At 49.9% G+C, this 25,241-nt stretch carries 21 protein-coding genes; 7 read left to right on the top strand and 14 right to left on the bottom strand.

Annotated elements, in window-relative coordinates:
- Positions 1-369: 369 nt before the first annotated feature.
- From hisB to Q0Z70_RS09405, 7 genes are all read right to left on the bottom strand, one after another.
- Positions 370-1,521 (bottom strand): bifunctional histidinol-phosphatase/imidazoleglycerol-phosphate dehydratase HisB, encoded by a 1,152-nt coding sequence (hisB, locus tag Q0Z70_RS09435; protein WP_298073928.1) that lies wholly within the window; start codon positions 1,519-1,521, stop codon positions 370-372.
- Positions 1,518-2,573 carry a histidinol-phosphate transaminase gene (gene hisC / locus Q0Z70_RS09430; protein WP_298073926.1) on the bottom strand — a complete coding sequence of 352 codons (1,056 nt, stop codon included), beginning with the start codon at positions 2,571-2,573 and terminating at the stop codon, positions 1,518-1,520. Before hisC ends, hisB begins: the two co-directional genes overlap by 4 nt.
- Before the next feature lie 24 nt (positions 2,574-2,597).
- A complete protein-coding gene (gene hisD, locus Q0Z70_RS09425; RefSeq protein ID WP_298073924.1) occupies positions 2,598-3,890 on the bottom strand; it encodes a histidinol dehydrogenase in 1,293 nt (430 codons plus the stop codon).
- Positions 3,891-3,905: 15 nt separating this feature from the next.
- Positions 3,906-4,757 carry an ATP phosphoribosyltransferase gene (hisG, locus tag Q0Z70_RS09420; RefSeq protein ID WP_298073922.1) on the bottom strand — a complete coding sequence of 284 codons (852 nt, stop codon included), beginning with the start codon at positions 4,755-4,757 and terminating at the stop codon, positions 3,906-3,908.
- Between the two features lie 307 nt (positions 4,758-5,064).
- Positions 5,065-6,108: an acyltransferase family protein gene (locus Q0Z70_RS09415; RefSeq protein ID WP_298073919.1), complete on the bottom strand. Its 1,044-nt coding sequence runs from the start codon at positions 6,106-6,108 to the stop codon at positions 5,065-5,067.
- Between the two features lie 914 nt (positions 6,109-7,022).
- Positions 7,023-9,011 carry a cytochrome c biogenesis protein CcdA gene (locus Q0Z70_RS09410; protein ID WP_298073917.1) on the bottom strand — a complete coding sequence of 663 codons (1,989 nt, stop codon included), beginning with the start codon at positions 9,009-9,011 and terminating at the stop codon, positions 7,023-7,025.
- A 30-nt stretch (positions 9,012-9,041) separates the two neighbouring features.
- A complete protein-coding gene (locus Q0Z70_RS09405) occupies positions 9,042-9,341 on the bottom strand; it encodes a Dabb family protein (protein WP_298073915.1) in 300 nt (99 codons plus the stop codon).
- 61 nt (positions 9,342-9,402) lie between these two features.
- Here Q0Z70_RS09405 and udk point away from each other — a divergent pair, with 61 nt between their 5' ends.
- Both udk and Q0Z70_RS09395 read left to right on the top strand, forming a co-directional pair.
- The gene (gene udk / locus Q0Z70_RS09400) at positions 9,403-10,062 is read left to right on the top strand and encodes a uridine kinase (protein ID WP_298073914.1); all 660 of its coding nucleotides are present in this window, start codon (positions 9,403-9,405) and stop codon (positions 10,060-10,062) included.
- 13 nt (positions 10,063-10,075) lie between these two features.
- Positions 10,076-11,470 carry a transglycosylase SLT domain-containing protein gene (locus tag Q0Z70_RS09395; protein WP_298073912.1) on the top strand — a complete coding sequence of 465 codons (1,395 nt, stop codon included), beginning with the start codon at positions 10,076-10,078 and terminating at the stop codon, positions 11,468-11,470.
- 428 nt (positions 11,471-11,898) lie between these two features.
- On the opposite strand, the gene metH is transcribed toward Q0Z70_RS09395, so the two are convergent.
- The 5 genes from metH to Q0Z70_RS09370 form a co-directional block, all read right to left on the bottom strand.
- Complete coding sequence (gene metH, locus Q0Z70_RS09390) at positions 11,899-14,652, bottom strand: methionine synthase (RefSeq protein WP_298073910.1); 2,754 nt, start codon at positions 14,650-14,652, stop codon at positions 11,899-11,901.
- A gap of 10 nt (positions 14,653-14,662) precedes the next feature.
- A complete protein-coding gene (gene smpB / locus Q0Z70_RS09385; protein ID WP_298073908.1) occupies positions 14,663-15,115 on the bottom strand; it encodes an SsrA-binding protein in 453 nt (150 codons plus the stop codon).
- 29 nt (positions 15,116-15,144) lie between these two features.
- The gene (locus Q0Z70_RS09380; RefSeq protein ID WP_298073906.1) at positions 15,145-15,717 is read right to left on the bottom strand and encodes a Yip1 family protein; all 573 of its coding nucleotides are present in this window, start codon (positions 15,715-15,717) and stop codon (positions 15,145-15,147) included.
- Positions 15,714-16,532: a hypothetical protein gene (locus Q0Z70_RS09375; RefSeq protein WP_298073904.1), complete on the bottom strand. Its 819-nt coding sequence runs from the start codon at positions 16,530-16,532 to the stop codon at positions 15,714-15,716. The genes Q0Z70_RS09380 and Q0Z70_RS09375 overlap by 4 nt, the downstream gene beginning before the upstream one ends.
- 286 nt (positions 16,533-16,818) lie before the next feature.
- Entirely contained in the window at positions 16,819-17,316 is a 498-nt protein-coding gene (locus Q0Z70_RS09370) for a DMP19 family protein (protein ID WP_298073901.1), read from the bottom strand.
- Between the two features lie 154 nt (positions 17,317-17,470).
- Here Q0Z70_RS09370 and Q0Z70_RS09365 point away from each other — a divergent pair, with 154 nt between their 5' ends.
- From Q0Z70_RS09365 to Q0Z70_RS09350, 4 genes are all read left to right on the top strand, one after another.
- Entirely contained in the window at positions 17,471-19,033 is a 1,563-nt protein-coding gene (locus Q0Z70_RS09365) for a pectate lyase (protein WP_366807247.1), read from the top strand.
- A gap of 222 nt (positions 19,034-19,255) precedes the next feature.
- Entirely contained in the window at positions 19,256-19,957 is a 702-nt protein-coding gene (locus tag Q0Z70_RS09360) for a hypothetical protein (protein ID WP_298073899.1), read from the top strand.
- 12 nt (positions 19,958-19,969) lie between these two features.
- On the top strand, positions 19,970-20,980 hold the full coding sequence (locus Q0Z70_RS09355; RefSeq protein ID WP_297272292.1) for a GGGtGRT protein: 1,011 nt from the start codon (positions 19,970-19,972) through the stop codon (positions 20,978-20,980).
- 523 nt (positions 20,981-21,503) lie between these two features.
- Positions 21,504-23,357, top strand: coding sequence for a glycoside hydrolase family 13 protein (locus Q0Z70_RS09350; RefSeq protein WP_298073897.1), 1,854 nt, complete (start codon positions 21,504-21,506; stop codon positions 23,355-23,357).
- Positions 23,358-23,381: 24 nt separating this feature from the next.
- Here the strand turns inward: Q0Z70_RS09350 and Q0Z70_RS09345 are convergent, their stop codons facing one another.
- Positions 23,382-23,831 carry a cupin domain-containing protein gene (locus Q0Z70_RS09345; protein ID WP_298073895.1) on the bottom strand — a complete coding sequence of 150 codons (450 nt, stop codon included), beginning with the start codon at positions 23,829-23,831 and terminating at the stop codon, positions 23,382-23,384.
- 225 nt (positions 23,832-24,056) lie between these two features.
- Here Q0Z70_RS09345 and Q0Z70_RS09340 point away from each other — a divergent pair, with 225 nt between their 5' ends.
- A complete protein-coding gene (locus Q0Z70_RS09340) occupies positions 24,057-24,428 on the top strand; it encodes a helix-turn-helix domain-containing protein (RefSeq protein WP_298073893.1) in 372 nt (123 codons plus the stop codon).
- A 65-nt stretch (positions 24,429-24,493) separates the two neighbouring features.
- Here the strand turns inward: Q0Z70_RS09340 and Q0Z70_RS09335 are convergent, their stop codons facing one another.
- Positions 24,494-24,856: a hypothetical protein gene (locus Q0Z70_RS09335; RefSeq protein WP_298073891.1), complete on the bottom strand. Its 363-nt coding sequence runs from the start codon at positions 24,854-24,856 to the stop codon at positions 24,494-24,496.
- Between the last annotated feature and the right edge of the window lie 385 nt (positions 24,857-25,241).

Below are 25,241 nucleotides of genomic sequence, written 5' to 3'. Positions count from 1 at the left end.
CGTCTTAACGGAAAGCGGGTGCAAAGGTAGAAACTCTGAAACATATCATCCAAATTTTTAGAGAACTTTTTTTTCTAAATGCACTAAAATAATTCATCTAAACACAACACGAACGGAACAGGAAAGATGAAAGAATACAAAAATACACATTATTATATCAAACACACACGTACCGGTACAATGCTGCTATCCGATGGCGGAAGGGTGAAAAAGGGAAAACGACGGCCTATGAAGAAGGAAGCGACGATTTAAGATGGGGAAAACGGCGGTTTTTACCTGACCAAGGAATATAATTCACCCTGTTACCTTACGCAAACAAATCATAAATGCCCACTCCACCTCCGTAAAACAGTACATATCCGACCTGCATCAAAGTATTCCTTTCGACGAAGGAAGCTCGTAGCGATATATATCGCGCTTCACGGCCATCTTCAGAGCACGGGCCAGGGCTTTGAAAATACCTTCTATTTTATGATGTTCATTTTGGCCCTCAGCTTTGATATTCAAGTTCATCTTGGCGGCATCGCTCAGTGATTTGAAGAAATGCAAGAACATTTCGGTCGGCATCTCCCCTATCCGTTCCCGCTTAAAGTCGGCCTGCCAAACCAGCCACGGACGCCCTCCGAAGTCCAAACAGACCTGGCAGAGACAATCGTCCATAGGCAACGAATAGCCATAGCGTTCGATGCCGCGCTTGTCGCCTAAGGCTTTAGAGAGACATTCGCCTAAAGCCAACGCCGTATCTTCAATCGTATGATGTTCGTCGACATGAAGATCACCCTTCACACGAACCGTCAAATCAATGCTTCCATGTTTGCCAATCTGCTCCAGCATGTGGTCGAAGAAGCCGAGACCCGTATCAATGCGGCATTTGCCAGAGCCATCCAAATCGAGCGACACGAAGACATCAGTCTCGTGAGTTATCCGATGCACTTCTGCCCGACGCTCGCCGGCAAAGAGGAAATCGGCCACCCGATCCCAATCGGTCGTAGCTAAAGCACAAACATCCTCCAGCCCCTCGCAAAGAGCATTTCCTCCCTCTGCCACCGGTTTCAACATCGACTTATCGTCTTGCAACAGAATGGCACGGCATCCCAAGTTCTTAGCCAGCTCCACATCGGTGGTACGGTCGCCTATCACAAAGCTTCCCTTCAAATCATACGCAGGATTATTCAAGTAACGGGCCAGCATTCCTGTCCGTGGCTTGCGGGTAGGTGCATTGTCAACCGGGAAACTGCGATCTATACAGACTTCATCGAACGTAATCCCCTCGCCCTCCAAGGTCTTCATCATCAGGTTATGCACCGGCCAAAAGGTCTCTTCGGGGAAAGAAGCTGTCCCCAGCCCGTCCTGATTGGTTACCATCACAAACTCAAAATCGAGTTTGCTTCGAATAAATCCCAGGTTTCGCATCACCTTGGGATAGAACTCCAGCTTCTCGTAAGCATCCAACTGATAGTCGACCGGCGGCTCTACGACCAGCGTACCGTCCCGGTCGATAAACAATGCTTTCTTTTTCATTGCCTTACATCTCCTTTATAGTTTCTCAAAGCCTTCAGCAACTGTTCGTTCTCAAGACGGGTACCGACCGTAACACGCAAGCAGTTGCCGCAAAGTGAAACCGTATGACGGCTGCGTACAATGATGCCCTCACCCACTAAATAGCTATAAATGGATACAGCGTCGGTCACCCGCACTAAGAAGAAATTGGCATCCGAAGGGAACAACTGTACCGTACAAGGCAAAGCCCTGAATTCTTCCTCCAGCCAGGCACGCTCTTCCTTCAAGACCTTAACCCAACGTTCCACCTCATAATGACGGAGTACCATTTCAAGCGCCTGCTTTTGAGTAAGCTGATTAATATTATAAGGATATTTTATCTTATTGAAAATAGAAATAATCTCCTTCGTTGCGAAAGCCATTCCTAAACGGATGGCAGCACACCCCCAAGCCTTGGAAAAGGTCTGAAGCACGATAATGTTCGGATATTTCTCCAGGTCAAGCAAGAAAGAACGGGCCTCCGAAAAGTCAATGTAAGCTTCATCCACCACCACCAAGCCATCAAAGGAATCGAGCAATTTTTCAATCTCTGTCCGGCACAGATTGTTACCTGTCGGATTGTTGGGCGAACAGAGGAACATCAGTTTGGTGTGTTCGTCGGAAACAGCCAACATACGGTCGGCCGTAAACTGGAAATGCTTGTCCAAAAGCACTTTCCGATACTCCACATCATTGACTTCAGCGCATACCTGATACATGCCATACGTAGGATCGATGGCCACTGCATTGTCGATACGAGGCTCGCAAAAGGCACGAAACAACAAGTCGATGGCTTCATCGCTTCCGTTGCCCAGAAAGATATTCTCCACCGGTACTTTCTTTATCTGAGAAAGATGTACTTTCAAATCCCGCTGCAACGGATCGGGATAGCGATTGTGAGGATTATTATACGGGCTCTCATTCGCATCCAAGAAGACGGAAGCCGTAGTTCCACTGTACTCATCCCGTGCGGACGAATAAGGTTTCAGTTTCCAAATATTGGGTCTTACCAATTCCTGTAACGATTTCTTCATATCAAACTTTCCTACTTGAAACATTCATTTATCACGGCGAACGGCATCCAACCTTACCGATACGGCATTCTTATGGCCGTCCAACGACTCATTGGCTGCCATCACCTCAATGGCCGAACCTATCTTGCACAACCCCTCAGACTTGATTTCCTGAAAGGTTATCTTACGGATAAAACTGTCCAGGCTGACGCCGCTGTAGGCTTTGGCATAACCGTTGGTAGGCAGCGTATGGTTTGTACCCGAAACATAGTCGCCGGCACTTTCGGGTGTTAATGCACCCAAGAATACCGAACCGGCGTTGACAATCCGTTCTGCCACAGCCAAATAATTCTCTGTCTCTACAATCAGGTGTTCGGGAGCATAGGCATTCGTCATCTCAATCGCCTCTTCCATATCCTTTACCACAATCAATTTGCTGTTGGCAAGAGACCGAGCGGCGATTTCCTTACGCGGAAGCCGGTCTAACTGACGCTCCACTTCGTCCTTAACGGCCTGCTGTAAATCCTTCGATGTCGTTATCAGCACGGCCTGGCTGTCTACTCCGTGTTCTGCCTGACTCAACAAGTCGGCCGCCACAAACACAGGATGGGCCGTCGCATCTGCCAGCACTTCCACTTCGGAAGGCCCCGCCGGCATATCAATTGCCACATCGCGCAAGCCGACCAGCTGCTTGGCAGCCGTGACATATTGATTTCCCGGACCAAAAATCTTATATACTTTCGGAATACTTTCCGTGCCATAAGCCATCGCCGCAATGGCCTGTACGCCACCGGTCTTGAACACACGCTGCACGCCGGCCACCCGAGCCGCAAACAAAACAGCCGGATGTACCTTCCCGTTCCTGCCCGGAGGAGTACACAACACAATCTCCCTACATCCGGCTATGCAGGCAGGCACGGCCAACATCAGTACGGTAGAAAACAACGGCGCTGTGCCTCCGGGAATATATAGCCCCACTTTCTCGATGGGCACTGCCTTTTGCCAACAAGTCACACCCGGCTGTGTCTCCACCTTTTTGCCCACAAAACGCTGTGCGGCATGAAAGGTTGAGATATTCCCGGCAGCCAAACGGATGGCCGCCTTCAGTTCCCCGTCAATCAGGTTTTCAGCCTCATCGAACTCTTCAGGCGACACGGCCAATGTTGACAAGCTCACCTTGTCGAACTGTAACTCATACCGGATCACCGCCTCGTCTCCCCCTGCCTTCACACGGTCAATAATGCCCTGCACCGTGCCAAACAGGCTTTCGGTATTCATAACCGGCCGCTTCAGCAATTCCTGCCATTGCGATTTCACAGGATAATCAATCAATATCATAAAACTGTCTGTAGTTTAAATAATCATTTTTTCGATAGGCAATACCAAAATTCCCTCAGCACCCAGCGCCTTCAGTTTGCCGATAATCTCCCAAAAACAGTTCTCGTCGAGTACCGTATGAACCGAACACCATCCTTCCTGTGCCAAAGGCATTACTGTGGGGCTCTTCATACCCGGCAGTACGGCCACAATCTCGTCCAGCTTATCCTTAGGAGCATTCATCAGCACATATTTCTTGTCCTCGGCCGTCCTTACTGCATCCATGCGGAAAAGCAACTCTTTCAGGATCTCCTTCTTCCCTTCGCTCAGGTTCTTATTGCCAATAAGCAGGGCTTCCGACTTCATCACCACTTCCACTTCCTTCAGTCGGTTGCTGACTAATGTCGACCCCGAACTGACAATATCGAAGATAGCATCGGCCAATCCGATACCCGGCGACACCTCTACCGAACCTGTTATCACATGGATTTCCGCATTCACCTGCTGTTCTTTCAGATAGCGGGACAAGATGCCGGGATAGGACGTTGCTATTTTCTTCCCTTCAAACCATTGCACACCTGTATATTCGATGTCCTTCGGCATCGCCAGCGACAAGCGACATTTACTGAATCCCAGGCGTTTCACAATCTCTGCATCTTCAGCACGCTCCACAAACTCATTTTCACCGACAATACCGATGTCCGCTACTCCTGTAGCTACCGTCTGCGGGATGTCGTCATCGCGCAAGAACAACACCTCAATAGGGAAATTCGACGACTGAACCAGCAGGGTGCGTTTCGTCGCATTCAATTTGATGTCTGCTTCTTCCAGAAATGACATTGTTTCGTCGTAAAGACGACCTTTTGCTTGTATTGCAATTCTCAACATAACTTTCTTATTTCTCTAATTTTCAAAATCCATCAACCAAAGAACAAATAAAAAAGAAGCCTGCCTCACTCCGGCAAGCTTCTTTCCTCATGTATCCTTTCATGCACATACACTCATCTGCCTACCGAATTTATTCGTTAGGATAATGATGATGATGTACTGCAAAAATTCTCATATCTTTATTTGTTTGCGACAAAAATAAACTGTATTATCGAAACATCCAAATATTTATCACAAAAAGTTTGTTTTCCCTATCAAATCAACGGAGACGTTATTCGGTCCCGGCCTTTTGACTCTGCCATTTTACTCAGCGTCCGCCCGTCACCAAGGCCGTTAAGGTCGGGAAATATCTGCGTACCAACGCATAGCCTCCCACTCCTATGCCGACGATGGAAACCGATGCACATAGATAACCGGCAATCATCGTCCATTCATTCATGGGAGCCAACAGCTTTACCCAATATTTCACAAGAAGAGCCAAAGGCATTCCATGATAGGCATATACAAAAAACGAACTGCCTGCCAAGAATTTGCTGACGGGCAAACGGTCTGTCGATACACCTCGTGCCGTCCAGGAGACAATGGCGATTAATCCCACTACAATGCCTGTTTTATGGATATAGTCGGTATCCATCAGGTTGTTACGCCATACCCATGTGCTCAGTACGACCAATGCCAGATACAAAAAGGCAGCATTCCAACGCATCGGAAGGAAGTCGACTGTGAAATTGCGCCGATTGATACTGAACCAGGCACCAAAAGAAAAGAAGAAAAAGGCCGTGCTGCTAAATCCGGGTACTTCCATCCATAAGCCGAAGGACCACAATACACCCAATATAAGTACACTGAACACCTTGCAGCGTCTGATAAAGACATGAAGTATCGGCGAGAGAAGGATAACGACCATCAAATCGCGTATAAACCAGAACTGATAACAAATGGGCTTGCCCTCAGAATGAGACCAGAAGATATTCACCCAATCCATCCAGCCGTAATCGGTTATCAGTTTGTTTTTTCCCGATGTCATTGAAGACAGAAATTGTTGGGTAAGGAAATACAAAAACAATACCATTATGTTCCAGAACAGATAAGGAACCAATAAAGTCCGGGCACGTGTCTTCAGTTTCTGCCCGTATGCCCGCAGCGAGAAATCCGTGTGATAAAAGAACAGGAACCCCGACATGAAGAAGAAGAGAGGTACAGCTATACAAGCCAGTTCATCCGATACGATATGCCACAATAAAGCATATATCGGAAACTGTTCTTCACTCACCAGCAGATCGCCATTAATTGTAACCTTATGTAGCGAGGTATGGATAAGCACCACAGCCACAATCAGTGGAAATCTCAAAAACGTAATCGTTTTTGAGAGCATTGTGTCATCGTTTGATGTCATTGATGTTTGTTTGAATTGTTATGAATACTGTGAAAATAATAAAGCGTGCCCCTTGAAGCATTCCATATAGAGATTGGTGCAACAAGGAACACGCCCATTCATAACAAATCGCAATGGGGTGCATCACCTGTAGACTTTCTCTGGGCTTAGAATAAAATTGGTCGTTTTTTCTATGTGAAGAAATGCAGGCGGGGCAAATATAAGGACTGTTTTTATCTCATAGGCGGTCGTTTTTTAAAGGTGAATACTAAGATATCTATTGAACATAAGAAAGGTGTGCACCCGGCTATTCCAGCTCACAGAAGGTAACGACCAATCACCCAAACCCAAACTGAAACAAGCCATAGGAACACACCCCATACAGGCGTATTCACCACGCTCGCTTCTTTCAGGTTTTTAAAAATGGTCGTTTTATCTGCGAAAGAAACTGCTGTAAATACTAATACGTCAAATTTCTTATGTCTTTCTTCTCTCTGTTTCTTATTGCTTTTTACGTTAATAACTGCGCAAAGTTAATAAAAAGCAGCGATAGTACCTTGATTTGGAAACGCTTTTTGCAGGAAACCTGGTATTTTATGGTGCAGGCCCAATCCTACAATCCATCTTTTCATTTTCAAGGGTCACGAACACCCTTCATCAGGGGTCACGAATACCCTTCATCAAGGGTCACGAACACCCTTCATCAAGGGTCACGAATACCCTTTATCAAGGGTCACGAACACCCTTCGTCAAGGGTCACGAATACCCTTCATCAAGGGTCACGAACACCCTTCGTCAAGGGTCACGGATACATAAAATAATTCAGGCACGAACTGTACGGATAAAAATCCGCGCCAGCCGTGCCTGAACAGAACTGCTATCGATCCTTCTTACTTATAATTGTCCAATCCTGTCTGCAGGAAATCGACATACTTGTCGATGTCTTCATCGTAGGAATAGGACTTATTGAGCGGCTTGCCCTCGTTGTCGATCAAGACATAGAAAGGTTGGGCATTGGCACCAAACTTGACACGCTGCAAGTAGCTCCACTTGTCGCCTACGGTGCGGAGTGTACGCTCCGTGCCGTTTTCCATCACCTTGACCGGTTCGGGCAGGCGGGTCTTGTTGTCCACGTAGAGGGTGATGAGCACATAGTCGTTGTTGATAAGGTCGGCCACCTTCATATCAGTCCAGACGGCAAGCTCCATCTTGCGGCAGTTGACACAACCGTAACCGGTGAAGTCGAGCATTACGGGCTTGCCGTGTTCACGGGCATACTTCATACCGGCATCGTAGTCGTCGAACTTGGCATGAACTTCGTTGTTGTAGAGGTTGAAGTCCTGTGTCTGCATGGGCGGCGTAAAAGCACTGACCGCCTTCAGTGGAGCGCCCCACAAACCGGGTACCATATAGACGGCAAAAGCCAACGAAGCCAGTGCCAAGAAGAAACGGGTCACGCTGACTTTGGTGTCATCATCGTCGTGGGGGAACTTGATCTTACCCAAGAGATAGAAGCCCAGCAGGGCGAAGAGCACGATCCACAGAGCAAGGAAGGTCTCCCGATCGAGAATACGCCAACCGTAAGCCAAGTCGGCCACGGAGAGGAACTTCAGCGCAAAAGCCAGTTCGAGAAATCCCAGCGTCACCTTGATTACATTCATCCAACCGCCCGACTTGGGCATGGACTTCAACCACGAGGGGAAGAGGGCGAAGAGCGTGAAAGGCAGTGCCAGGGCAATGGCAAAGCCCAGCATACCTACGGCGGGAGCAATCACATTGCCTGTAGTAGATACCTGTACCAACAGAAAACCGATAATAGGGCCCGTGCAGGAGAAAGACACCAGCGACAGGGTGAAAGCCATCAGAAAGATGCTCAGCAAACCGGTCGTAGCCTCGGCCTTGCTATCCACAGCATTGCTCCACTTGGACGGCAGTGTGATTTCGAAGGCACCGAAGAAGGAAGCTGCAAACACCACCAGCATCAGGCAGAAGAAGATGTTGAAGATGGCATTGGTAGAAAGGGCATTCAGCGCATTGGCACCGAAGATGGCCGTGATAGCCAGACCCAGTGTGACGTAGATAACTACGATGGAAGCGCCGTAGGTCCAGGCGTCACGGACACCTTTCTTCTTGTCTTTGCTACGCTTCAGGAAGAAGCTGACAGTCATCGGAATGATGGGCCATACGCAGGGAGTGAACAACGCCAGCAAACCGCCGACAAAACCGGTGATAAAGATATAAAGCCATGACATATCTTCCTGTGAAGTCGTCTCACCCAAGGCGTTCAGTTCATCAATGACGGGACTCCATAAATCATTGTCGGAAACCACTACGGAAGTGGAGCCGTCGGCACCTCCGATAACGGCAGGAGCAACTGTGTCAGCCTTCTCCTCCTGAGTCTCTGTCTGCGCTGCGACGGAAGCTCCCTCGGCCTTACCGGAGAAACTGAACTCCACCTGCGTCGGAGGCAGGCAGTTTTCGTCGTTGCAGGCGCCATACTCCAGGTAGCCCTTCACCTGATAGGTGCCGCCGGTAAGCTTCAGCTTCTGGACAAACTGTGCCGTATGTTCAAAGTAACGCACATCCATCTCGAACAATTTGTCGAACGAGGCTACTTCCTTGCCCACAGGACGGAGCTTGCCGTCCAGCCGGGCGCCGGTCAGCTCATCGGTATTGAACGTGGCCGAAATGGGACCGCCGTCACCCAGGTCGGTGGAATATACATGCCATCCGTGCTCGATGGAGGCTGTAAACACAATTTCCAACTCGGTGGCAGATACATTCTTCAACTCGGTCTTGAACTTCACCGGTTCCTGTATTTGGGCATACGCGGCGAAGGCCAGGAAAGAGACAATCAGTGAAAACAGTATTCTTCTCATTTATAAAACTTTTTTCGGGTTAGAGTATCATCAGAATTCATAGTCGACACAGGCACGGCTTTCCTTCACCTCGGCCAGCAGCTTTCCGGCAGCCACATGGTCGGGATGCACGGCATACTGCCTGACGTCGTCCAACGTATCGAACTCACTGCAAAGGGCAATGCTCCACGTCTCGACCGGATTGATGTTCAGGCCCACTTCAATCTTGCGGATAAAGGGAATTTTAGCGGGAAGCGCCTCGATGGCAGCCTTAAAAGCATGCATGGCAGCCAGCTTCGCACCGGCCGATGCGTCGTCTTTCAACTTGAACAATACAATGTGTTTCACCATAACTTTGTTATTTTAATGATTTATGCTATATTCGCTGACAAAAAGTGCAGCCCTTAAACGGATGCAAAAATACTTGTTTTGTTTCAGAAATACATTCAAACAGATGTTAATAATCGGAATAGCCGGTGGTACAGGATCGGGAAAGACCACCGTCGTAAAGAAAATCATCGAAAGCTTGCCTGCAAGCGAAGTCGTCTTGTTACCCCAAGATTCGTATTACAAAGACAGCAGCCACGTGCCTGTAGAAGAAAGGCAGTACATCAATTTCGACCATCCCGACGCCTTCGAGTGGAGCCTCCTGTCCAAACATGTGGCCATGCTGCGCGAAGGCAAGAGTATCGAACAACCCACCTACTCGTATCTGACCTGCTCGCGCCTACCTGAAACCATCCACATCGAGCCGCATAATGTCATTATCATCGAAGGTATTCTGGCCCTGTGCGACAAGAAACTGCGCAACATGATGGACTTGAAGGTCTTTGTCGATGCCGACCCGGACGAACGCCTTATCCGCGTCATCCAGCGCGACATGGTGGAGCGCGGACGTACTGCCGAAGCTGTCATGGAACGTTATATACGCGTACTGAAACCCATGCACCAGCAGTTCATCGAACCATGCAAACGATATGCCGACCTCATCGTGCCCGAAGGCGGAAACAATCAGGTGGCTATCGACATCCTGACGATGTACATCAAACAACATATTCATGACAATGACTAACCGGAAAGGACAAATGGAAAATCATAGACTGAAAAGCATCATCGGAACGGCCCTGCTGTGTCTGCTGGTCATCGGAGGCTGTCGTAGCAACCGTGCGGGCGGCGAGAAAGAACGCATACACGACCTGCAACAAATCAAAGACAGCGGCGAGCTGGTAGTACTTACCCTCTACAGCTCCACGTCCTACTTCATCTATCGCGGACAAGATATGGGCTTCCAGTACGAATTGAGCGAACAGTTCGCCAAAAGCCTCGGTCTGAAGCTCAAGGTGAAAGTAGCCCGGAACACCCGTGACCTTATCCGCAAACTGCAAGCCGGCGAAGGCGATCTGATAGCCTATGCCCTGCCCATCACCAAAGAATGGAAAGACAGCCTGCTCTACTGCGGCGAAGAAGTCATCACCCATCAGGTCATTGTGCAACGTAACGGCGGACGGGGAAAGCCATTGAAAGACGTCACCGAGCTCGTCGGGAAAGACGTTTATGTGAAGCCGGGAAAATACTACAAACGACTTGTCAACCTGGACAAGGAACTGGGCGGAGGCATCCGCATCCACCTTGTCAGAGGCGACAGTGTAAGCGCTGAAGACCTCATCGCACAGGTGGCACAGGGAAAAATCCCTTACACGGTGACAGACAACGACATCGCCCGCCTGAACCGCACCTACTACCCCAATCTGAACATCAGCTTAGCCATCAGCTTCGACCAGCGTTCTTCCTGGGCTGTCCGCCGCAACTGCCCGCAACTGGCACGTGCCGCCAGCGAATGGTACCGCACCAACATGACCTCGCCCAGCGACAAGGCCAGTATGAAGCGATACTTCGAAATCAGCAAATCAATGCATCACACTCCCATCCTCTCGCTGCACGAAGGACGAATTTCCCACTACGACGAACTTTTCAAGAAATATGCCAAGGAAATAGGCTGGGACTGGCGCCTGCTGGCTTCATTAGCCTACACGGAGTCCAACTTCGACACTGCCGTTGTTTCTTGGGCCGGTGCCCGTGGCCTGATGCAACTCATGCCCTCCACCGCCCGCGCTATGGGCATACCCGCAGGCAAAGAACAGAACGCCGAAGAGAGTGTGAAGGCTGCCGTGAAGTACATCGGACTGATGGCGCAAAGCTTCAAGGATCTGCCGGAAGAGGAGCGCGTGAATTTCGTCCTGGCGTCCTACAACTCAGGCATCGGTCATGTGCAAGACGCCATGGCCCTGGCCGAAAAGTATGGAAAGGACAAGAATGTCTGGCGCGACAACGTGGAGAAATACATCCTACTGAAAGCCAACGAAGAATACTTCACCGACTCTGTCTGCAAGTCCGGCTATTTTCGCGGTGAGGCGACTTACAACTTCGTGCGGGAGATTACCGAACGGTACGAACTGTACAAAAAGAAGATCCGCCAATAATCTTCTACCCGTCTGCACCCTTCCGTCTCCCTGCCGAAAGGTGCAGATGCTTTTCTTTCTTTATTCTCCTTCCCACTTTTAAAAACTGATCTGCATTTCCCTTGCTTTCTCGTCCTCACCTTCCCACGAAGTGCTTTGTCACCCTGCCATACAGTGCTTTCTTATACCTTCATACAGTGCTTTCTCATACCCTCATACCGTGCTTCGTCACACTCTTATGCAGTGCTTCCTTAGTTTCTCTTCCCTCCGCAATGAAATCGTCTCAGGGCCGCTAAAAGCATATTTTAGAGTAATCAGGTGCCTTAAAAGATTGAAATATTAGCATTTCAACATTGTAAAGTGCTTTATAGCCTTAAAATATCAGGTCAAAGATAAAAGATATATGAAAACGGGAAAGCCTCCGCCGCCTTTTGGCAGCGGAGGAGAAATCAGTCAGGAAACAAATTGAGACGATGCTTGCGAGCCTCCTCAAGGGGGACAGTCGGCATCTGGCGGGCCTCGTTGCGGGCCAGCAACGCACGATTTGCCTCATCCAGCTCTCGGACGAAAGCCTCACGCTGGCGCGGGTTCATCAGGCGACTGGCCACAGCAGCGTTCTGCGAAGCATCCTTCAGGTGAACCACCGGTGCGTGGTAGACGGGAGCTATCTTCAGGGCTGTATGAAGGGCCGAAGTCGTGGCACCGCCTATCAGCAGGGGAATGTCAAGGCCTGCCTTCTCCAGCTCGGCGGCCACATGCACCATTTCGTCAAGCGACGGAGTGATGAGTCCGCTCAGCCCAATCATATCCACCTTCTCTGCCCGGGCACGCTCCACGATGGTCTCGGCAGGCATCATAACGCCCAGGTCGATAACCTCGTAGCCGTTGCAGGCCATCACGACAGCGACGATATTCTTGCCTATATCGTGGACGTCGCCTTTCACTGTGGCCAGCAGCACCCGTCCGGCCGAAGTCATGCCCTCAGTCTTCCCGGCTTCGATGGCGGGTTGCAGGATGGCAACAGCTTTCTTCATGGTGCGGGCGGTCTTCACCACTTGGGGGAGGAACATCTTGCCCGCACCGAAAAGATCGCCCACATGGTTCATGCCTGCCATCAACGGGCCTTCGATGATATCCACAGCCTTGGGGTATTTGTCCAGTGCCTCCGCCAGATCTTGCTCCAAATAGTCGGCGATGCCCTTGGTCAGTGCATAGGCAAGCCGTTCTTCCAACGTGCCGCTGCGCCAGGTCTGCTGTGCCGGCAAGGGAGCGGAAATTCCGTCGGCCTTTTCGGCCTCCTTTTCGGTCTTCAGACGTTCAGCAAGCTCAATGAGTCGTTCGGCGGCATCGGAACGACGGTTCAGGATGACATCCTCGATGCGCTCCAGCACATCGACGGGAATGTCGGTATAGAGAACGGACGATGCAGGATTGACGATGCCCATGTCCATGCCCTCGCGGATGGCGTGGTAGAGGAAGACTGCGTGCATGGCCTCGCGGATGTAATTGTTGCCTCGGAAAGAGAACGACAAATTGCTGACGCCACCACTGACATGTGCGCCGGGTAAGTTGCGGCGTATCCAGCCCGCAGCACGGATGAAGTCGGCGGCATAGTTGTCGTGTTCCTCCATGCCTGTAGCTACGGCCAGGACGTTTGGGTCGAAGATGATGTCCGACGGACGAAAGCCCGCTTTATCAACCAACAGGCGATAGGCCCGGCTACAGACGGCAATACGACGTTCGTAGGTGTCAGCCTGTCCCTGCTCATCGAAAGCCATCACCACCGCAGCGGCACCCAAGCGGCGAATAAGTCGGGCATGCTCCAAGAACTTTTCCTCGCCTTCCTTCAAGGAGATAGAGTTGACAATGGCCTTGCCTTGCACACACTTCAGTCCGGCTACGATGACGTCCCACTTCGAGGAGTCAATCATCACCGGCACGCGGGCAATCTCAGGCTCAGAGGCTATCAGGTTAAGGAACGTAGTCATCTCCTGGCGGGCATCGAGCAGGCCGTCGTCCATATTGATGTCGATGACTTGTGCCCCGTCCTCCACCTGACGGCGGGCAATGCTGAGTGCTTCTTCGTAGTTCTTCTCACTAATCAGCCGCAGGAACTTGCGCGAACCGGCCACATTGCAACGCTCGCCCACGTTAACGAAGTTGTTTTCAGGCTTTACTTCCAGCAGTTCGAGCCCGGAGAGCCACAAGTTTTCCGGTGCAGGGGCAGGCGTATGGGGAGTTGCACCTTCCACTAAGGCGGGGAAGCGGGCAATGTATTCCTCTGTCGTACCACAACAGCCACCGATGATGTTCACCAACCCCTCGCGGACGTATTCGCCCACCTCGCGGGCCATGTCCTCAGGTGTCTGGTCGTACCGGCCCAAGCTGTTGGGCAACCCGGCGTTGGGATAGGCACTGATATAATAGGGGGCGCGGGCGGCCAATTGTTCCAGAACGGGTTTCAACTGACGGGCGCCGAACGAGCAATTCAAACCCACAGAGAAGATGTCGGCATGCTGCACGGAAGCCAGGAAGGCATCCAATGTCTGGCCGGACAGCGTGCGCCCCGCCGTGTCGGAAACGGTGACGGAGAGCATCAGCGGCACGCGGCGGCCGGTGTCGTCCATCGCCTGCTCTACCGCATAGAGGGCAGCCTTGGCGTTAAGAGTATCGAAGATGGTTTCAATAAGCAGTGCGTCCACCCCACCCTTCAGCAGGGCAGCCATCTGCTCGCGATAAGCGTCGGCCAGGTCGTCGAAGGTCAAGGCACGATAAGCGGGATTGCTCACGTCGGGACTCATAGAGCAGGTCTTGTTCGTAGGCCCCACAGAGCCTGCCACAAAGCGCGGCTTCTCCTCCGTCGAATAGGCATCGGCAGCCTGGCGGGCCAAGCGGGCGGCAGCCAGATTGATGTCGCGCACGCAATGCTCCACATGATAGTCTGCCTGGCTGACGCGCGTGGCGTTAAACGAATTGGTTTCGATGATGTCCGCCCCGGCGGCAAGATACTTGCGGTGGATGTCCGACACGATGTCGGGGCGTGTCAGGCAGAGCAAGTCGTTGTTTCCCTTCATCTGCCCGGATATATCTTTAAAGGATTCGCCGCGAAAATCGGCCTCCGTCAAGTTGTATCGTTGTATCATGGTGCCCATCGCACCGTCAAGAATAAGGATGCGCCGGCGCACCAAGTCTTCCAGTCTCATAAAATCGGTTTTATCGTTTGAACATACGTTCCATGTCGCGTTTGTCGGCTTTCTCCTTCAGCGCTTCGCGTTTGTCGTATTGCTTCTTACCTTTGGCCAGCGCCACAACGAGCTTAGCCAACCCCTTCTCGTTGATAAAGAGGCGGACGGGTACGATGGTAAAGCCGGGATCCTTAGACGTGCGCTCCAGCTTCTCCAGTTCCTTGCGGGTGAGAAGCAGCTTGCGCTCACGGCGGGCGTTGTGATTGTTGTACGATCCGTAGAAGTATTCGGCCACGTGCATGTTCTTCACCCACAGCTCACCGCTCGCAAAATAGCAGAATGTGTCCACCAAGCTGGCCTTGCCCAAGCGTATGGATTTGATTTCCGTACCTGTCAGCACGATGCCTGCGGTATAGGTATCTATCAGCTCGTAGTCGAACGTCGCGCGCTTGTTCTTAATGTTTACAAGAGCCTGTTTCATTTTCAGCAATGGACATTGGTAATGATAAATCAGTTCAGCATGATGGTCAGCCGGTTGAAGAGCCATTCAATCAGCATCGGGCAGGCAATGAGCAGCACGGAGGCCGTCAGCGTGAAACGCAGGCGGTTGGCTTCCGACACCTGAAGCAGCCGCACGCTGCCTTCCCAAACCACATAGACTACATAGAACTGCAACAGCATGGCGACGATTTGGAAGTCGGGCAAGATGCCCAGCACCATCCGCAGCAAAAAGATCACCACCATCGCATAGCCTGAGAACTGCTGAACCAGCGACAAATTATCGTCCATCCCACAGAAACGGCTGGCTGCCAGATTGATAAGATAAGCTGCCAGGAAGTAACCTCCAAACAAAGCGACCGCCACCGCGCAGCATTTCGTCATGGCATATTGGAAACTCTGCGGGCCGCTCCACCCCAACGCTATCAGCGAACCGATGAATACGGACAACCCGCATAAACCAATCATAGGATAAACAAAAGCCGTGAAGACTTTTCGCCTATCCTCCAAACGAATTTCCTCCCAAGCTTGCGCAGGGGAGGAAATCAGTCTCAGGGTTATATTGAGAAGTTCTTTATAATTCAATTTGAGCCAGGCATTTTATATTCAATCTCATAATCCTTATATTCATTAGGGATTTCTGTCGTCATATTAGCGGACTCATGTGCTTTAATTATTAATTTGACAGGATTAGCACCCGCCTTAGCGGCAAAAGCACGTATGGCTTCCCTAATATCAAAACCATACCACTGAGAATACGTGACAGCTGCATTCTCATCTTCACCCCGATAATGTCTCAGATAGAACACAAGATTGGTGTCACCTTCCGTAACTTCTTCCATATTACAAGCCAGATACAGCTTATGCAACTTAAACTTATCACTATCATTGGTCAAATAAAAGCTTATTGGAACCAATACAGCATTCGAATCATACAATACAGGTTGTACGGCGCCCCCCCAACCGTTATCAAAATACAAAGAGCCGACAGGTGCTGTCTCAGGAGCCTTTGCGTCCATATCCTCTTTACCCTGAGCGATTACAACACCTGCTCCATCTATTGACTGTGCGCCGAGCAATTCAATCTTGAATTCTTGTTTTTTTGTGACTTCGCCCGCTTTTTGTTGGGCTTCATCCTCAATATACTCAAATATAATGTATGCTAAATTTGTTCCTGAAGCCTGAAAACCACTGGCCTCAACTTTTGACACAGAGGATGTAGTCGGGATAAATGTATTTCCCGCAGCATCTTCAAAATAATACCCTCCCATCATATTATGCACTACTCTGACATAAATAGACTGCATTGTAGGAGAATCATTCGAGTCTAAACACGAAGTCATTAACACGCCCATCACCAGCATCAGGGCAGCCCCCATCAAAGTTTTAATCTGTTTCATTTTCAAATTGATTGATATTAAGTTTTGCAAAATTAGACATAATAGAGCGAGTAGCCTACTACACGCCATGTTTTTTCATTGTTTTTAAGACAAAAATAACAAGGATGCCAAAATACTGCACCTGAGTCTCTATTTTAACCTTTATTCAGAACCCCGTTCTCATCCCGTCCGTGTTCTTCCTCAGCATGGTTAAGAAAACGGCGTTTTATCGAAGAGAAAGCAATGTTTCCCCTTCGGTAAAGCATAGCTTTGCCACCGGCAAAAGAAAGAGACTGCCAGCCTTCTTCTACACTACCTTGGCGAAAAGGTTCAGATGTTCGTCTACGTATTCAGCCACCTGCGCCGTGAACATTTCCTCCTTCTCCAGGAATTTATCTTCCAGATCGTCGAACGCTTCATACTGTTCGTACATGGCCATGAACTCCTCGTCAGTGCGTTCACGCTCCAAGTCGGCACGATTGGCATCATAAATGTTCTTGGCGGCATATATCAGCTTGCCCAGTTCTCCCACTCCCCAAAGGCGCATGGCTTTGGCAAAAGGGTTGTCAAAGATATATCCGCCATACCCATTCTGGATGAGCTGGCAGAAACCGCCCTCCATTACCTCGTCGCGAAAGAGTCCATAGGCCAGCAGCGTATGTTGTTCGCCCGTCAGCAAAGCCATGTTTTCAGCCGTGAGCTTACCTCCCAAAGCCTCCATATACGCATCGGCGAACACCTTGATAAAGGCATCCATGCCCTCGCCGGCCGCCCGCTGCAACAGTTCGTCTTTTACTTCTATCATCACTTCTGTCCGTCATATATAAATCGGGGCAAAGCTATGAAATAAAAGAAAAAGAACGAAACTTACACATAGAAAAAGAAAATCTACACCTCCCCCAGCCGACAATTCCTTATTTTTGCCGTCGATTAATCAACTAAAACATCTATATGAAATCATGAAAAATCTGTTTTTCCAGGCAGGGCTGCTCCTGCTGTTTCTGACAAGTGCCTGCCAGGCACCGGCAAGCACAACCGAAGATCCTGTACCTCCCGTCACGGTTCCCGACGATACTCCCACAGATACCCCGGACGGGCCCGCCCCGTCTGCTCCCGCCTTCCCCGGTGCCGAAGGTTTCGCACGCAACACCACGACGGGCGGACGCGGTGGCATCGTCTACCATGTCACCAATCTGAACGATAGCGGAGCCGGTTCGCTCAGAAGCGGTCTGGCCATGTCGGAGCCGCGCATCATCGTCTTCGACGTATCGGGCATCATCGAGCTGCAAAAAAGCCTTGAAATAAAGCACGGAAATGTCACCATTGCCGGACAGACAGCCCCCGGCGACGGCATCTGTCTGAAGAACTATTCGCTCGTGGTAAAAGCCGACAACGTGATCATCCGCTTCATCCGAAACCGCATGGGCGACGAACAGAAAACGGAAGACGATGCCATGTGGGGGCGCGACCAGCAGAACGTCATCATCGACCATTGCAGCATGAGCTGGAGTACAGACGAATGTTCTTCCTTCTACGGAAACAAGAACTTCACCATGCAGTGGTGCATCCTCAGCGAAAGCCTCTCCAACTCCGTCCATACCAAGGGTAATCATGGCTATGGCGGCATCTGGGGAGGCGAAGGAGCCAGCTTCCACCACAACCTCATGGCCCACCACAACAGCCGCACACCGCGTCTCTGCGGAAGCCGCTTCTCAGGCCGGCCCGACGACGAACTGGTAGACCTCCGCAACAATGTGTTCTACAACTGGGGCCCCACCAACGGAGGCTATGCAGGCGAAGGGGGACGCTATAACTTCGTCAACAATTACTACAAGCCAGGCCCATCGACCGTCACGAAAAAAGGGCTGATCAACCGCATCTTCGCGCCCAACGCCGACGACGGAACAAAGCAAAACAAAGCCGGCATCTGGGGAACATTCTATCTGAGCGGGAATTTGTTCGACAAACGGCTGGTGCCCTCCAAATACCAATCGTTGATTGATGCCGTCAACCGCGACAATGCCGAAGGGCTTCATCCCGATACCAAAAACGACTATCCCCTGCCCGACGGCGGGAAAAGCGCCATCATCAGCCGGACGGCCTATGAAGTAGAACCGACAGGCACTCACACTGCCTCCGAGGCCTACGACAAAGTGCTGGCCTATGCCGGAGCCAGCCTGAAGCGCGATGCTGTGGACAAACGCATCGTGAACGACGTGAAGGACGACACATACGAATACGAAGGCAGCAACGGAAGCACCAACGGCCTGATAGACTCGCAGGCCGATGCCGGCGGATGGCCCGCTTACAACAGCACCGAAAAGCCCCAGGACACGGACAACGACGGAATACCCGACACATGGGCCGCTCAAAACCTGCCGAAAGGCAAGACCTATAAGGACATCGACCCGGCCAGCGGTTACTGCTATCTGGAGCTCTACATCAACAGTCTGGTCGAGGACATTATGAAAGCCGGCACGGCAGACGGAACAGATTCCCCCTGTACGTCCGATTTCCGATAAAGAAAAGAGAAAAGGGAGAACCCCGTCCAAACGTAGACAGATTGCAAAGTCTGCTTAGCAATACACAAACGCAGGTTCTCCCATTACTTATTTTTAATAAAAAAGTCAATTTGAACGGTTTGCAGGATAAAAGAAAACGGTTAACTTTGCCTGCGTTTAACGAATACGTTTTACGAAGTGGAACCATGTTTTTTTAATTATAACAACTAAAAAGAGCTAATTATGACTTATTCACACGAAGTGGAACACATGTGTGTTGTAAAGAAAGGCCCCAACCACGGGCCGGCTCCTATTCCCGAAGAAGGTAAATGGGTAAAAGCTAAAGAAATCGTTGACATCTCTGGTCTGACACACGGCATCGGTTGGTGTGCTCCCCAGCAAGGTGCTTGTAAATTAACCCTCAACGTAAAGGAAGGCGTTATCCAGGAAGCATTGGTTGAGACTATCGGCTGCTCCGGTATGACTCACTCTGCTGCTATGGCTTCCGAAATCCTTCCGGGCAAGACGATCCTCGAAGCCCTGAACACGGATCTCGTTTGCGATGCTATCAATACGGCTATGCGCGAACTCTTCCTGCAAATCGTGTACGGACGTACTCAGTCCGCTTTCTCTGAAGGCGGTCTGATGATCGGTGCCGGACTGGAAGACTTGGGTAAAGGTCTGCGCAGCCAGGTAGGTACGCTGTATGGCACTTTGGCTAAAGGTACCCGTTACTTGGAAATGGCCGAAGGCTATATCAAGACCCTCGCTTTGGACAAAGATGATCAGGTTTGCGGCTATGAATTCGTTCACTTGGGCAAGTTCATGGACGAAATCAAGAAGGGCACAGATGCCAACGAAGCTCTGAAGAAAATAACCGGTACTTACGGACGCTTCAGCAAAGAGGCCGGTGCAGTTAAATACATTGACCCACGTAAAGAATAAGGAGGAAGGAATATGATTAGAGAAGTGAAATTTGAAAGCCAAGACCGTCGTATCAAACAAATTCTGGCTGCTTTGAACGAAAACGGTATCAAGGATATCGAAGAAGCGAACCAAATCTGCGAATCTTACGGCCTCGATCCTTATAAGACGTGTGAAGAGACGCAGCCTATCTGCTTCGAGAATGCAAAGTGGGCTTACGTAGTAGGTTGCGCCATTGCCCTGAAGAAAGGTGTAAAGACAGCCGCTGAAGCTGCCGAAGCCATCGGTATCGGTCTGCAATCTTTCTGCATCCCCGGTTCTGTAGCCGACGATCGTAAGGTGGGTCTGGGTCACGGTAATCTGGCAGCCATGCTGCTTCGCGAAGAGACCAAGTGCTTCGCTTTCCTGGCCGGCCACGAGTCATTCGCTGCGGCCGAAGGTGCCATTAAGATTGCCGCTAAAGCCGACAAGGTGCGTAAAGAGCCTCTGCGCTGCATCCTGAACGGTCTGGGCAAGGACGCCGCCATGATCATCTCCCGTATCAACGGCTTTACTTACGTTCAGACGCAGTTCGACTACTACACGGGCGAACTGAAAGTTGTAAAGGAAATTGCATACAGCGACGGCCCCCGCGCCAAAGTTAAATGCTATGGTGCCGACGACGTTCGCGAAGGTGTAGCCATCATGTGGAAAGAAGGCGTAGACGTATCCATCACGGGTAACTCTACCAACCCGACCCGCTTCCAGCACCCCGTTGCAGGTACGTACAAGAAAGAACGCGTACTGGCAGGCAAGCCTTACTTCTCGGTAGCTTCGGGAGGTGGTACAGGCCGTACCCTGCACCCGGACAACATGGCTGCCGGCCCCGCTTCCTACGGTATGACCGATACGATGGGCCGCATGCACTCGGATGCTCAGTTCGCCGGTTCTTCATCGGTTCCCGCCCACGTAGAAATGATGGGCTTCCTGGGTATCGGCAACAACCCGATGGTAGGTTGTACAGTAGCTTGCGCCGTTGATGTAGCTCAGGCTTTGAATAAGTAATACGAACTACTTTTATATAAGGAGAATGTCCTATCGGGGGCATTCTCCTATTTTAGTTTAAAACAATAACATTTGGAAAAGCGTTTCCATTCTTCTTATTAAAGATATTTGAGCTTTTAACTCTTATTCTCTCAATCTGAAAACCGCCAATTTGAAGTACACGAGAATAAGCAGATAAAAGTTCACGCCCCCAATAGGGTGTGAACTATTCGTGCTTATTTGTGTACAAGGTGCTTGGCGGTACCTCAGATTGAAAATAAGCAATGAATGGTTCCGCCTTTTTTATTATCACAATGATACACATCGGGAAACTGATTGAACAAAAAGTATTGATGCCGCTCTACTCTTACAAATCTCCAAACATACTTTGCTATAACTTTTTCGGTCAGCCGAAAGGGAATTGACAAAAATAAAGAAGCAAACGTTTGCATAATATAAAGAGAAACGATTGTCGGAGAAACATGGTGTTTCTCCGACAATCGTCTTATATTAGCACCATGAAAAACAATCATATATTACGATCATGAAAAAGAAAGTTTTTTCCCTTCTCGGAACAATGTTGCTGTTCCTTGCTACCTACGCAGCACCTAACATCAACAAAATTGATCCTCCCTTCTGGTACACGGGCATGCAAAACCCCGAACTGCAACTGATGGTCTATGGTGAAGGCATCGGCGACGCACACGTCACAGTAGATTATCCCGGTGTAGCCGTGAGTAGCATCGTAAAACTGGAAAGCAGCAACTATCTGCTGATCTATCTGAGATTGGACAAAGACGTAAAGCCTGGAAAAATAGCTCTCACGTTCGCTCAAGGAAAGAAAAAGACTGTGCAGGAATATGAACTGAAAGCTCGTGTCATGAAAGGCAGCGACCATAAAGGATTCGATGCGTCGGATGCCCTTTATCTGTTGATGCCCGACCGCTTTGCAAACGGGAACCCGGATAACGACTCTATAGAAGGTATGCTGGACGCAAAAGTAAACCGCAATGATCCCAATGCCCGCCATGGCGGTGACTTGGCCGGTATTGAGCAGCACCTGGACTATTTCACAGACTTAGGTGTAACAGCTTTGTGGTTCACTCCCGTTTTGGAAAACAACATGGAAGGAGGAAGTTATCATGGCTATGCCACAACAGACTACTATAAAGTAGATCCTCGTCTTGGCACCAACGAAGAATATAGCCAGCTAATCGAAAAAGCACATCAGCGTGGTATCAAAATCGTAATGGACATGATCTTCAATCATTGCGGCATCAATCATATCTGGATCAAAGATATGCCCTCTAAAGACTGGTTCAACCACTCCGACTATCAAAACAATTTTGTCCAGACCTCTTTCAAGCTGACTCCGCACATAGACCCATACACGTCAAAATATGACTTCGACCAAATGAACGACGGATGGTTTGTAACAGCCATGCCCGACCTAAACCAAAAGAATCCACACGTACTGAGATACCTTATCCAAAACAGTTTCTGGTGGATCGAATATGCAGGCATCGACGGCATCCGCATGGACACTTACCCCTATGCTGACTACGATGGAATGAGCCAATGGATGAAAGAGCTCAACGAAGAATATCCCAATTACAACACTGTAGGCGAGACGTGGGTAACAGAGCCTGTCTACACTGCCTGGTGGCAGAAAGATTCCAAGCTATCAGCTCCGAAGAACAGCAACCTGAAAACGGTGATGGACTTCAGCTTCTACGACAAGATAAATATCGCCAAGGACGAACAGACCGAAACCTGGTTCAAAGGTTTAGATCGTATATACAGCAACTTCGTCTATGACTTCCTCTACCCCAACCCGGCCAGTGTCTTGGCTTTCATCGAAAACCACGACACCGACCGCTTCCTGGGTGAAGGACAGAATTTCGCCCTGTTGAAACAGGCTACAACCCTACTGCTCACCACGCGCCGCATTCCACAGCTTTACTATGGTACAGAAATCATGATGAACGGTGTGAAAACAAAGAGTGACGGTTATGTGCGTCGTGACTTCCCCGGCGGATGGGCTGGCGACAAGCAGAATGCCTTCACCGCCGAAGGACACACCGACCTGCAGAAGGAATGCTACAACTTCTATAAGACCATCCTGAACTGGCGTAAAGGAAACGATGTCATCGCCAAAGGCAGCATGACACAGTTCATGGTGCAAAACGGCGTTTATGCCTACGCGCGCCAGTACGAAGGCAAGACGGTATTCGTCATGCTAAACGGTACAGACAGCGAAACGACCCTGCCACTGAAGTTCTACAAAGAAATCCTGAAAGATACAAAACAGGGCACAGACATCCTCAGTGGCCACCCCATCAGCTTCACAGAAGACCTGAAGATGACACCACGCCAATCATTGGTCATTGAATGGTAAGGGCAGCGACAGCCTGCCAGCCCCTCACCACACCACTTTGGCATCGGAGATAATGCCGTCCATCGCATCTTCAGGCGTAAAGGCAGCTCCTTTGTACTGCACACAAAGCATCACAAGCGGCTCCGTACCCTTGTTGCGAACCGAACGCAATCCGGCGGGAGCTACCCTTACCACACTGCCTTCGGCCACCGGAAACACTTTTCCGTCTACCTGAAACTCACCCTTGCCCGACAGGAAGAAATACAGTTCCTCATGGTTCTTGTGGGTGTGCAAGAAACCCGTCTCCGTTCCGGGAGCAAAAGACTGGAAGGAGAACTCGGCTCCGGTGGCCTGCAAGGATGCCCCGCCAAACACCTTTCCGGGGATTTTCACGTCCGGGCCCAGCTCCAATACATATTCACTCAATTCGTTCAGTTTGCCTACGCTGATAGCGCTGAAATTCTTTGCTTCTGCAATTTTCTCAATCTGTTTCATACTACATTGATTTTAAACGATATATTTGTTTTGATGGTAAAGTTAGCCTATAGGATTCTATTTTCCTACAAGTTACATTTTCATCCCCTACTAACCTTTTCCTCCCTTTTACAGAAAACCAGGCAGTTGCAACGGCACAAAAAAAAGCCAAAAAAATATAATGCGACTCCATAACCAACAATCGGGAAAAATGTATTAGCTTTGCCTGCAAAACGTCATTGGCTCATGCAGAAAAAAGGAGAAAAGAATTCAATCATAGAGTTTTGTCCGGTACGCAACATCATAGCCCGTTTTGGTGACAAATGGTCTTTCCTCGTCCTGCTCACCATCGACGAGCATAAGGTAGTCCGTTTCAATGAATTGTGTCGGGCCATCCCTGACATCTCTCCCCGGATGCTGTCGGGCACGCTCCGCACACTGGAAGCCGACGGACTGATTTCCAGGAAAACCTATCCCGTCGTGCCGCCCAAAGTGGAATACCGACTGACGGACATCGGCAATTCACTCATTCCGCACATCAACCGACTGACGGAATGGGCACTGGCCAACATGCAGACAATCGTCTCGCACCGCAGGCAGTTCGACGGGGCTGAATAACCTTATCGGCATCGACCGGTCTCCATAAAGAATGATACTCCGACCGGGAAACACATTCTCCCGACTCATTCCTTAATCACCCCCAATCGCTGAAAGATGCTGTATAGATAACTGGCTCCGAACGTTCCCAGCGTCTTCGGGCCGGGCACCACGCCGCCAAGCTCCGCTGCCCTCCGATACGCCTTCATCACGGTCGCCCGAGTGATGGATTTTCCTTTGGTACTGACAAACATCTCTCCGCACCAGGAACCGGACTTGTCTCTCTTCACCCTGTAGGTAAACTCCACACCTCCGGCACCCTTCCTGCCGGAAGTCTTGAAGAGAGAACCCTGAAGGCCGGCTATTCGCTCCCAGAGCAGCGACTCGGCTGCCTTGTCATCCAATTCTTTCAAGCGTTCTGCAAAACCAGGCATACCTTCCCCACACATTTCAGCCGTCCGTTCCGGTTTCCTACGGGAAGCACTTCCGATTTGATTTCAAACTCAATCATATCTCTCTATTTTTAAACGGCTCATTAAATCATTCGTTTCAAGGGTCGCCGTGACTTCCGGTGGAAAGTCAATCTAACTGTTGGCGAAGGTCACGAATACCCTCTTTTATCGAGGACAAAGATAAGACAAATATTCGAAGAAACGGCCTAATATGCAAATGGGAGGATAAAAATCATGTAATATTCTCATATGCAAAAAGGCCTACTCTCAACTGGCAAGTGCAAAATTAACAATAAGTCTGAAGAAAACACTCTTAGGGGATTCAAAATTGAGTTTTTTACGAGGTCTTCTGTTGATTTTATACTGAACTTTGCGGATGAAT

The sequence above is a fragment of the uncultured Bacteroides sp. genome, from assembly GCF_947632445.1.
GTDB lineage: Bacteria > Bacteroidota > Bacteroidia > Bacteroidales > Bacteroidaceae > Bacteroides.
Note: the sequence above shows the minus strand (reverse complement) of the source record. Positions and strands in the feature narration are given on the sequence as shown.